The sequence below is a fragment of the Billgrantia bachuensis genome, from assembly GCF_011742165.1.
GTDB lineage: Bacteria > Pseudomonadota > Gammaproteobacteria > Pseudomonadales > Halomonadaceae > Halomonas > Halomonas bachuensis.
This window is the reverse complement of the sequence record NZ_JAAQTO010000065.1, coordinates 41,628-52,311: the sequence shown is the minus strand read 5'-3', so window position 1 is coordinate 52,311 and position 10,684 is coordinate 41,628. Positions and strand designations below refer to the sequence as shown.

Here is a 10,684-nt window from a genome sequence, read left to right as displayed (position 1 = left end):
ACTTACCACTCTTCCCACCGCTGGCTACGTTGCCCGTCGCCGGCAGCGGATGCGTACTTTACGGTTTTCCCCGCGCCTCTGCAAGGGCCGCTTGTAAAAAAGTTTCAGAATGACGGCAAGCTCATGAAGATTCGATGACGGCAGCGCTATCCACAGGCGCTCGCAGGCGAGCGCCTGTGGACGAATCTACGCTGCCCCAGAGACGATAACGCCCGCTCATGGCGGGCGCTGCATGGGGGGCACATTCACCCTTCCGGAGGTGAAGGCTTCATCTTGCGCATGACGGCCAGCGTCGGCCCGGAAGCTACATAGGTGCCGAACAGCAGCAGCAGCATTACGGAGGGTTCGACCGAAATCACCACGAAGCCAAGCACGATGGCCAGCAGCACCACGAAGGGCACGGGCCCCTTGAGGTCGACATCCTTGAAGCTGTAGTAACGAATATTGCTCACCATCAGCACTCCGGCAGCAGCCACGACGATCAGCATCAGCAGCTTGAAACCGAATGCCTCAGCGTCGAAGCTATGAAAAGTCCATACGCTTGCCGCCACGAAGGCCGCTGCGGAGGGACTGGGCAGCCCAATGAACCACTTCTTGTCGACGCTCCCTATCTGCACATTGAAGCGTGCTAGACGCAGCGCCGCGCAGGCAACGTAGAGAAAGGCCACGACCCAGCCAGTCTTGCCGATATCCTGGAGAATCCAGGTGAATGACACCAACGCCGGCGCTACGCCAAAGGAGAGCATATCGGAAAGGCTGTCGTACTCGGCCCCGAAGGCACTCTGGGTATTAGTCAGACGCGCCACGCGACCATCCAGGCCGTCGAGCACCATGGCAATGAAAATGGCCACCGCTGCCGCGGTGAAATCTCCATTGATCCCTGCTACCACCGAGAAGAACCCGGCAAACAGGGCCGACGTGGTAGATCCCCCTGCGCCTGACCTTCTTGCCATCCTCGATCGACTCCTCCACCACCTCCGTTTCGCGCACGAAGGCAGCGGCCAGATCCTCCTCCTCTGCTCGTTCGTCCTTGCAGGCGGCAGGATCTGCCTGGGCGTCATCGCGCTGGATGTCGTGCTCGGTATTGCGGGAATCCTGACTCATTCGTCTCATCCGTTGCCAGAATGGGGCCACTCTATGTATTGCCTTCATTCTACACGGTGCTGCCGAGTCGAAAAGCGAAGCGGCTGTCAGCCAGATACGACAAGGGCGCGGAAGTCCGCGCCCCAGCATGATCACAACGATAAGACGGCTCAGTTCTTGGTCTTGTCGACCAGCTGATTGGCAGCAATCCACGGCATCATGCCGCGCAGCTTGGCGCCCACCTGCTCGATCTCGTGCTCGGCATTCAGGCGACGACGCGCGGTCATCGACGGATAGTTGGTGTTGCCTTCCTGAATGAACATCTTGGCGTACTCGCCGGTCTGGATGCGCTTGAGTGCATTGCGCATGGCCTGGCGAGACTGCTCGTTGATCACCTCGGGGCCGGTCACGTACTCACCATACTCCGCGTTGTTGGAGATGGAGTAGTTCATGTTGGCAATGCCGCCCTCATACATCAGATCGACGATCAGCTTGAGCTCGTGCAGGCACTCGAAGTAAGCCATCTCCGGAGCGTAGCCGGCCTCGGTCAGGGTTTCGAAGCCGGCCTTGACCAGCTCCACGGCACCGCCGCACAGTACGGCCTGCTCGCCGAACAGGTCGGTCTCGGTCTCGTCCTTGAAGGTTGTCTCGATGATGCCGCTGCGACCGCCGCCGATGGCCGCGGCGTAGGAGAGTGCGAGCTCCTTGGCCCTGCCGGAGGCGTCCTGATGGATGGCAATCAAGTCGGGGATACCGCCACCCTTGACGAATTCGGAGCGCACGGTGTGGCCCGGCGCCTTGGGGGCGACCATGATCACGTCGAGGTCGCGGCGTGGCTCGATCTGGTTGTAGTGAATGTTGAAGCCGTGAGCGAAGGCCAGCGTGGCGCCTTCCTTCAGGTTCGGCTCGACCTGGTTCTCGTAGATCGCCTTCTGATTCTCATCCGGCGCCAGGAGCATTACCACGTCGGCACTCTTGCATGCCTCTTCGACGGAAGCGACTTTGAGGCCGGCCCCTTCGGCCTTGGCCGCTGAGGAAGAGCCCGAACGCAGGGCGACGGTGACGTCGACGCCGGACTCCTTGAGGTTGTTGGCGTGGGCATGGCCCTGTGAACCGTAGCCCACGATAGTGACCTTCTTGCCCTGGATGAGGGAGAGGTCGCAGTCCTTGTCGTAGTAAACGCGCATGCTGGTGCTCCTGGTAACGAAAGTCGGTGAAGTTGGTGTCAGCGTTGATGGCCACCCGCGCCGTCTGTCGCGGCGCTGGGATTCGGGTCATTCGATGAATTCACCTTAACGCCTGAGCAACGTTGCGTAAAACGCGATATTTGCAACGTCACGTGCCGAATCATGCAATAATCCGGACATGGACACGCGCCCCCTCAAGCAGTTTCTTACTCTGGCCGACACGCTGCACTTCGGCCGGGCCAGCGAACTGTGCCACGTCAGCCCCTCGACGCTCTCCCGCACCATCCGACAGCTCGAGGAGAGTCTTGATGCCCCGCTGTTCGTCCGCGACAACCGCCATGTCAGCCTGACTCGCCAAGGCCTGGTCTTTCAGGCTTATGCGCGCGAGGCGCTGGCCCAGTGGGAAATGCTGCGCCATACGCTGAGCAGCCAGGCCGGCGAGCTTGCCGGCGAGATCAGCATCTACTGCTCGGTCACAGCAAGCTACAGCTTCCTCTACGACTTGCTCAGCGACTTCCGTTTGCACCACCCACGCATCGAGCTCAAGCTGCATACCGGCGACCCGGCTGAGGCGATGAATCGGGTGCTCGCCGGCGAGGAGGACATGGCGATTACGCCCCGACCGCGCAGCGCGCCGGTGGGATTGGTCTTCAAGTCATTGACCCGCTCGCCGCTGGTATTTATCGCCCCGGTGGAGCAGGCACCGTGGATTCCGGCAACGCCTACTTCCCCCTCCGCGGAACAGTGGCGAGCCGTACCGATGATTCTCTCCGAAGCGGGACTGTCACGGGAATATGCCGATACGTGGTTCCGAGCGCTGGGCGTGGCGCCGACCATCTACGCCCAGGTGGCCGGTCACGAAGCAATCGTCAGCATGGTGGGGCTGGGTTTCGGCATCGGTGTTGTGCCGAAGATCGTGCTCGATAACAGCCCGCTCGCCGAGCGGGTGCGAGTGCTATCGGTGAAACCCGAGCTGCCCCACTACGACGTCGGCCTGTGTGTGCTCAACCGACAGCTGAAGAGCCCGCTGATTCAGGCGCTGTGGGACGAGGTCGAGGAACGTTAGGTCGGAACCCAAGAAAAAGCCGCCCCGAAAGGCGGCTTGTCGATCCTGCAGACAACTGAGATCAGAGGCTGAGAACCTTGTCTCCCCGGGCGATGCCGGACACGCCGGTCCGCGCCACCTCGAGAATCCCCACCGGCCCCATGGCCTGCAGGAAGGCATCGAGCTTGGAGGCGTCGCCTGTGATCTGCACGGTATAGAGACTCGGCGTCACGTCGACGATCTGAGCACGGAAGATGTCGACGGTACGCTTGACCTCGTCGCGTGCCGCTCCCAAGGCCTTGACCTTCACCAGCATCAGCTCGCGCTCGATGTGGTTGCCCTCGGTAAGGTCGACCAGCTTGATCACGTCGATCAGCTTGTTGAGGTGCTTGGTGATCTGTTCGATCACACGATCGTCGCCCACGGTGGTCACGGTCAGCCGCGACAGCGATGGGTCCTCGGTCGGCGCCACGTTGAGCGTCTCGATGTTGAAGTTGCGCTGCGAGAACAGCCCTACCACGCGAGACAGTGCGCCCGGTTCGTTTTCCATGAGAATCGAGATGATATGGCGCATCAGGTCCGCTCCGTCTTGGACAGCAGCATGTCACGCATGGAGCCCAGGGGCACCTGCATCGGATAAACGTGCTCGCGCGGGTCGACGATGACATCCACGAATACCAGCTCGTGCTTGTCGGCGAAGGTGCGTTCCAGCGCCGGGCGTAGCTCGTCCATCGTCTCCACCCGCAGCGCGGTGAAGCCATACGCCTCGATCAGCTTGGCGAAATCCGGCAGCGACTCCATGTAGGAGTGCGCGTGGCGCGACTTGTAGTTGAGGTCCTGCCACTGGCGCACCATGCCCAGCGACGCGTTGTTGAGATTGATGATCTTGACGCCGCCACCGAACTGCTTACAGGTGGAGAGCTCCTGCATCATCATCTGGAAACTGCCCTCACCGGTGACGCAGATCACCTGCTCCTCGGGGAAGTTCTGCTTGATACCCATGGCCGCGGGAAAGCCGAAACCCATGGTGCCGAGCCCGCCCGAGGTAATGAAGCGGTTGGGCTTGTCGAACTTGTAGTACTGCGCCGCGAACATCTGGTGCTGGCCCACGTCGGTGGTTACGTACGCCTCGCCGCGCGTCACTTCGCATAGCGCCTCGATCACCTCCTGCGGCTTGAGCTGCTCGCCCGGCTTCGACGGCTCGTAGAGCTTGCCGCGGCGTTCCTCGCGCCAGCCGTCGATCTTCTGCCACCACTCGGTCAGCGCCTCGGGATGAGCGATCTCCTTGCCCTGTACCAGGCTGATCATCTCGTCGATGACGCTGGCTGCCGGCCCAACGATCGGCACATCGGCACGCACCGTCTTCGACACCGAGCTGGGGTCGATGTCGACGTGGATGATCTTGGCGGTAGGGCAGAACTTGGACGTGTTGTTGGTCACGCGGTCGTCGAAACGCGCACCGATCGCGATAATTAGATCGGCATGGTGCATGGCCATGTTTGACTCGTAGGAGCCGTGCATGCCCAGCCAACCCAGGCATTGGCGATCACTCTGCGGATAGGAGCCGATGCCCATCAGCGTGGTGGTGATGGGATAGTCGAGGCGCTTGACCAGATCGGTCAGGCCCTCACAGGCGCGCCCGGTAATAACCCCGCCCCCGGTGTAGAACACCGGCCGCTTGGCCTTGAGCATCATCTCCACGGCCTTCTTGATCTGGCCGGTGTGCCCCCGCGCCACCGGGTTGTAGGAGCGCATCTTGACCTTCTTCGGGTAGACGTACTCGTAGCGCTCGGTGGGCGCCGTCATGTCCTTGGGAATGTCCACCACCACCGGCCCGGGGCGCCCCGTCGCGGCCAGGTAGAAAGCTTTTTTCAACACCTCCGGAATCTCGGTCGGATGCTTGATCGAGAAGCTGTGCTTCACGATCGGGCGGGTCACGCCGATGATATCGGTCTCCTGGAAGGCGTCGTCGCCGATCAGGTGGCTCATCACCTGCCCGCACAGCACCACCATGGGAATCGAATCCATGTAGGCGGTGGCGATGCCGGTAACCGCGTTGGTGGCCCCCGGGCCGGAGGTGACGAGAACCACGCCGGGCTTGCCTGAGGCCCTGGCATAGCCGTCGGCGGCATGGGTGGCCGCCTGCTCGTGGCGAACCAGGATGTGCTTGACCTTGTCCTGGCGGAACAGTGCATCGTAGATATGCAGTGCCGCGCCGCCCGGATAGCCATAGATGTATTCGACGCCTTCATCCTGCAGGAATCGGGCGATCATATCCGCGCCGGAAAGCAATTCCACTTGTGTATCTCCCCTGGAGGTCTCGAGTGCGATCCGAGCCCATGACGGGCACGGTTTCGAGTGCGGCGGTATGCCGCTGTCGGCGAGGCCGACACCTGATGCCAAACCCTGGCATTTAGCCCTGTTGGGGCCTGCACTCTCTTCGGGAACCACCGATTGCTGCATACGCAAGACAATCAGCAGTACCCTATCACGGCGGATTGCCGCGTCGGGGCATTGGCCAGAAGCGGTGGTTGACCGCATTCCGGTAGTCCTTCGGCGGGTAGAGGCCAAAACGGCCCACCCTTCGCGCGGGGATGGGGGGTTGCCCGCAGGAATCCGCGCCCGCAAATCAGGAACGCTCAAGATTCCAACAGCCTAGCGAAAGTGTCAACCGTAGTGCGATCGCGAGCATGCCGCAGCGTAAAAAAGCCCGCCGGCAATGTGCGGGCGGGCAAGGGGGTTACAGGACGCAACCTATAAGACAGTGTAGCCGCTCACCGGCCGGCGTACCGACCAGCGCGTTACCGTGTGTATCAGTTACTGAACACCAAGGTATCGTCCTGCAACTCGACCCGAATCGTGTCACCGGAAGCAAAGCGGCCGGCAAGCAGGTCCTGGGCCAAAGGATTCTCGATACGACTCTGGATCGCCCGCTTGAGCGGCCGCGCCCCGAACACCGGGTCAAAACCCGCGAGGGCAAGCTGGGCCATCGCCTCGTCGCTGACCTCGAGCTGCATGCCGTGCTCGGCCAGGCGAGCGCGCAGGCGGTCGAGCTGGATGCCGGCAATCGCCTCGATCTGCGCCTGGCGCAGGGCATGGAATACCACCACCTCGTCGATACGGTTGATCAGCTCGGGGCGGAAATGCATGCCCACCACGTCCATGACGGCGCTCTTCATCTCCTCGTACTGCTCGTCGGCACCGCCCATGCGCTGGATGATGTCCGAGCCCATGTTGGAGGTCATCACGATCACCGTGTTGCGGAAGTCCACGGTGCGCCCCTGGCCGTCGGTGAGCCGGCCGTCCTCAAGCACCTGCAGCAGGATATTGAAGACATCCGGGTGCGCCTTCTCCACTTCGTCCAGCAGCAGTACGGAGTAGGGCTTGCGCCGTACGGCCTCGGTCAGGTAGCCACCCTCCTCGTAGCCGACATAGCCGGGAGGCGCACCGATCAGCCGCGCCACGGAGTGTTTCTCCATGAACTCCGACATGTCGATGCGCACCATTGCCTCCTCGGTATCGAAGAGGAAGTTGGCCAGCGCCTTGCATAGTTCCGTCTTGCCTACACCGGTCGGGCCAAGAAACAGGAACGAGCCGTTGGGACGGTTGGGATCGGCGAGCCCGGCACGCGAGCGACGAACGGCGTTGGCCACAGCTGTCACCGCCTCCTCCTGACCGATCACCCGCTGATGCAACGCCTCCTCCATGCGCAGCAGCTTGTCGCGCTCACCTTCCAGCATCTTGGCCACCGGGATACCGGTCCAGCGCGACACCACCTCGGCGATCTCCTCTTCGGTGACGTTGGAGCGCAATAGCTTGTGCTGCGAGGTATCGGCCTCGGTTTCGCTCGACTCGGCGATTTTCTTCTCCAGTTCCGGAATCACGCCGTACTGCAGTTCCGACATGCGGCCGAGATCGCCCTGGCGACGCGCCTGCTCCAGATCGATGCGAGCACGGTCGAGCTCGTCCTTGAACTGGGCGGCGCCCTGAATACTGGCCTTCTCGGCTTTCCAGATCTCGTCCAGGTCGGCGTATTCGCGCTCTAGATCGTCGATCTGCTCCTGCAGGCTCTCGAGACGCTTCTTCGAGGCTTCGTCGGTCTCCTTCTTGAGATGCTCGCGCTCCATCTTGAGCTGGATCAGCCGCCGGTCGAGGCGATCCATCTCCTCGGGCTTGGAGTCGAGCTCCATACGTATACGCGACGACGCCTCGTCGATCAGGTCGATGGCCTTGTCGGGCAATTGACGGTCGGTGATGTAGCGGGTCGAGAGCTTGGCCGCAGCGATGATCGCGCCGTCGGTGATGTCGACACCGTGGTGCACCTCGTAGCGCTCCTTGAGGCCGCGCAGGATCGCCACGGTATCCTCCTCGGAGGGCTCGTCGACCAGTACCTTCTGGAAGCGACGCTCGAGCGCGGCATCCTTCTCGATGTACTTGCGGTACTCGTCGAGGGTGGTGGCGCCCACGCAGTGCAGTTCACCGCGCGCCAGCGCCGGCTTGAGCATGTTGCCGGCGTCCATGGCGCCCTCGGCCTTGCCGGCACCGACCATGGTGTGCAGCTCGTCGATGAACAGGATCACCCGGCCCTCCTCCTGGGCCAGCTCCTTGAGCACCGCCTTCAGCCGCTCCTCGAACTCGCCGCGAAACTTGGCCCCGGCCAGCAGCGAGCCCATATCGAGCGACAGCACACGCTTGTCCTTGAGCCCCTCCGGCACCTCGCCGTTGACGATACGCTGGGCCAGACCCTCGACGATGGCGGTCTTGCCCACGCCGGGCTCGCCGATCAGCACCGGGTTGTTCTTGGTGCGCCGCTGCAGCACCTGGATGGTGCGGCGGATCTCGTCGTCGCGGCCGATTACGGGGTCGAGCTTGCCGTCGGCGGCACGCTCGGTGAGATCCAGCGTGTACTTCTCCAGCGCCTCGCGCTGCTCCTCGGCGTTGGGGTCGTCGACCCGCTCACCGCCGCGCAAGCTGTCGATGGCACTTTCCAATGCCTTGCGGGTCACGCCGGCCTGGGTCAGCAGCTTGGTCACCGCATGGCCCATCTCGAGAGCGGCAAGCAGCACCAGCTCGCTGGCGATGTATTGATCGCCTCGCTTCTGCGCCTCGCGGTCGGTGAGGTTGAACAGCTTGATCAGGTCGCGTGAAGGCTGCACCTCACCGGTGAACTGGCCGACCTGGGGCAGGTCGTCCAGATGCCCCACCAGGGTATCGCGCAGGCGCGCGGCATCGCCGCCAGCCTTTTGGATGAGTGCCTTGAGGCCGGTGTCACGGGCATCGAGCAGCGCCAGCAACAGGTGGCCGGGCTCGAGCTGATTGTGGCCTCTCCCCACGGCCAGGGACTGGGCGTCGGCCACGGCGTTCTGCAGCTTGGCGGTGAACTTGTCGAAACGCATTCGCTTTCCTCCATCGGGGTGGCGGCGCGTTCGGACGCACCGCTTGGCCCTGTCGTATCGTATTGACAGATTCAATGGAGTCAGCGTGGCCGGCTTTCAAGTCGTCGGCCAGGAGTGAAGTGCGGCAGCTTGACGCGGGTCAAGGTTGCGGGCTGGTGCTACCTCAGCCAGATTACGCTGGCCATGCGCCCGGTCCGCCCATCGTCACGCCGATGCGAGTAGAAGCGCGACTCGCAGGCGGTGCAGAAATGGCCTCCACTGACATGCGCCACACCGAGACGCTCCAGGCGCAGGCGGGCGAGCTTGTAGAGATCGGCCATGTAATGGCCCAAGCGGTATGGGCTGGGGTCGAATGCCGCGGCCGCTTCCGGGTGCACGCCGACGAAAGCCTGCTGTACCTCGGGGCCCACCTCGAACTGAGCATTGGAGATCGCCGGCCCCAGCCAGGCCATCAGTTCTTCCGGCGGGCTGGAGAGCGCCGCCACCGTGGCCTCGAGCACGCCGCCAGCCAGCCCCCGCCAACCGGCATGGGCCACACCGACCCTAGTGCCCTGGCGGTCGCAGAAGAACACCGGCAGGCAATCGGCGGTCAGCACCACGCAGGCGTGACCACGATCGAAAGCCACCGAGGCATCCGCCTCGGGCACGCTTGCGGTATAGCTCGGCTGCACCCGGGCACCGTGCACCTGCTTGAGCCACAACAGCGGCCGCTCGTCGTCGAGCTCGTTGCCGATCAAGCGGCGGCACAAGGCCACATGAGCGGGATTGTCGCCCACCTGATCGGCCGGATTGAAGCAGGCATACTCGTCCTGGCTGGGCCCCGTCTCGCGCGTGGTAACAAAGGCACCGACAGCGGCGGGCGCCGGCCAATCGGGCTCGATCAGGGTCGGTTGCAGATGGGGGGCGTCGCTCATCCGGGCTCCTCAGCGCATGGCCTCGTGGTCGTCACGCAGGTAGTCGATCAACAACAGCAGGTCGTCGGGCAGCGCCGCGCGGAACTCGACTGGCTCGCCGCTGCCGGGGTGCAGGAAGGCCAGCTTGCGTGCATGCAGCGCCTGGCGCGGAAACTCCCGCAGCAACGTCTTGAGCTCCTCGCCCGCCCCGGCCGGCAGCTTGAGCCGTCCACCGTATACCGAATCGCCGACCAGCGGGAAGCGCCGATGCGCCAAGTGCACACGGATCTGGTGGGTGCGACCGGTCTCGAGCCGGCAGCGCACGTGGGTATGGGTGCGGAAACGCTCGACGACGCGGTAGTGGGTCACGGCAGGTTTGCCGCTGACGTGCACCGCCTGGCGCTTGCGATCCTTGGGGTGCCGGCCGATGGGGGCATCCACCGTTCCGCCGGAGGTCATCACGCCGACGCAGACTGCATCGTACTCGCGCGATACCGTGCGCGCCTGCATCTGTTCGACCAGCGCAGTCTGGGCGGCAAGTGTCTTGGCCACCACCATCAGACCGGTAGTGTCCTTGTCCAGGCGATGCACGATGCCGGCCCGCGGCACGGTGGCCAGTGTCGGGCAATGATGCAAGAGCGCGTTGAGCAGGGTGCCGTCGGGGTTGCCGGCTGCCGGGTGCACTACCAGTCCCGCAGGCTTGTCGATGACCAATACCTCGTCATCCTCGTGGATCACCTCGAGCGGTATCGCCTCGGGTTCGAAGCGGGCGTCTTCCGCGACTTCAGCAGCGAGCTGCAGCCACTCACCGCCTGCCATCTTGTCCTTGGGCTTGCCCGGGCGCCCGTCGACGGTCAGCGCACCCTCCTTGATCCAGCCCTTGAGTCGTTCGCGGGAATGGTCGGCAAAGAGTTCGGCAGCCGCCTGGTCGAGGCGGCTGCCGGCTAGAGAAACGGGCACGCGCTGCTGGGCTTCCACGATCTGGGGCATAGGGGGGACTATCGTTGTCAGCATCCTCGGACTGCGTTTTCACGCGAGGTGCTTTATAGTGGACGGGTTACGGTCGATTCTACCACGGCC

General features: G+C 63.4%; 7 protein-coding genes and 1 pseudogene. 1 reads left to right on the top strand and 7 read right to left on the bottom strand.

The window, feature by feature from the left end:
- Window positions 1–245: 245 nt before the first annotated feature.
- Both pssA and ilvC read right to left on the bottom strand, forming a co-directional pair.
- A pseudogene (pssA, locus tag HBJ55_RS21465) lies at window positions 246–1,104 on the bottom strand (CDP-diacylglycerol--serine O-phosphatidyltransferase).
- Window positions 1,105–1,253: 149 nt separating this feature from the next.
- Window positions 1,254–2,270 carry a ketol-acid reductoisomerase gene (gene ilvC / locus HBJ55_RS21460; protein WP_167120075.1) on the bottom strand — a complete coding sequence of 339 codons (1,017 nt, stop codon included), beginning with the start codon at window positions 2,268–2,270 and terminating at the stop codon, window positions 1,254–1,256.
- 178 nt (window positions 2,271–2,448) lie between these two features.
- On the opposite strand from ilvC, the gene ilvY reads away from it, so the two are divergent.
- Window positions 2,449–3,336 carry an HTH-type transcriptional activator IlvY gene (ilvY, locus tag HBJ55_RS21455; protein WP_167120072.1) on the top strand — a complete coding sequence of 296 codons (888 nt, stop codon included), beginning with the start codon at window positions 2,449–2,451 and terminating at the stop codon, window positions 3,334–3,336.
- 61 nt (window positions 3,337–3,397) lie between these two features.
- On the opposite strand, the gene ilvN is transcribed toward ilvY, so the two are convergent.
- The 5 genes from ilvN to rluD form a co-directional block, all read right to left on the bottom strand.
- A complete protein-coding gene (gene ilvN, locus HBJ55_RS21450) occupies window positions 3,398–3,889 on the bottom strand; it encodes an acetolactate synthase small subunit (protein ID WP_104205163.1) in 492 nt (163 codons plus the stop codon).
- The gene (locus tag HBJ55_RS21445) at window positions 3,889–5,613 is read right to left on the bottom strand and encodes an acetolactate synthase 3 large subunit (protein WP_167120069.1); all 1,725 of its coding nucleotides are present in this window, start codon (window positions 5,611–5,613) and stop codon (window positions 3,889–3,891) included. The genes ilvN and HBJ55_RS21445 overlap by 1 nt, the downstream gene beginning before the upstream one ends.
- A 515-nt stretch (window positions 5,614–6,128) precedes the next feature.
- Window positions 6,129–8,711 carry an ATP-dependent chaperone ClpB gene (gene clpB / locus HBJ55_RS21440; RefSeq protein ID WP_167120067.1) on the bottom strand — a complete coding sequence of 861 codons (2,583 nt, stop codon included), beginning with the start codon at window positions 8,709–8,711 and terminating at the stop codon, window positions 6,129–6,131.
- A 158-nt stretch (window positions 8,712–8,869) separates the two neighbouring features.
- On the bottom strand, window positions 8,870–9,625 hold the full coding sequence (pgeF, locus tag HBJ55_RS21435; RefSeq protein ID WP_167120064.1) for a peptidoglycan editing factor PgeF: 756 nt from the start codon (window positions 9,623–9,625) through the stop codon (window positions 8,870–8,872).
- 9 nt (window positions 9,626–9,634) lie between these two features.
- Window positions 9,635–10,594 (bottom strand): 23S rRNA pseudouridine(1911/1915/1917) synthase RluD, encoded by a 960-nt coding sequence (rluD, locus tag HBJ55_RS21430; protein ID WP_167120061.1) that lies wholly within the window; start codon window positions 10,592–10,594, stop codon window positions 9,635–9,637.
- Window positions 10,595–10,684 lie beyond the last annotated feature (90 nt).

What these genes read in the sequence shown, in the direction of transcription:
- ilvC (WP_167120075.1), bottom strand. Translation starts at nt 2,270, where the DNA reads ATGCGCGTTTACTACGACAAGGACTGCGACCTCTCCCTCATCCAGGGC.
- ilvY (WP_167120072.1), top strand. Translation starts at nt 2,449, where the DNA reads ATGGACACGCGCCCCCTCAAGCAGTTTCTTACTCTGGCCGACACGCTG.
- ilvN (WP_104205163.1), bottom strand. Translation starts at nt 3,889, where the DNA reads ATGCGCCATATCATCTCGATTCTCATGGAAAACGAACCGGGCGCACTG.
- clpB (WP_167120067.1), bottom strand. Translation starts at nt 8,711, where the DNA reads ATGCGTTTCGACAAGTTCACCGCCAAGCTGCAGAACGCCGTGGCCGAC.
- pgeF (WP_167120064.1), bottom strand. Translation starts at nt 9,625, where the DNA reads ATGAGCGACGCCCCCCATCTGCAACCGACCCTGATCGAGCCCGATTGG.
- rluD (WP_167120061.1), bottom strand. Translation starts at nt 10,594, where the DNA reads ATGCCCCAGATCGTGGAAGCCCAGCAGCGCGTGCCCGTTTCTCTAGCC.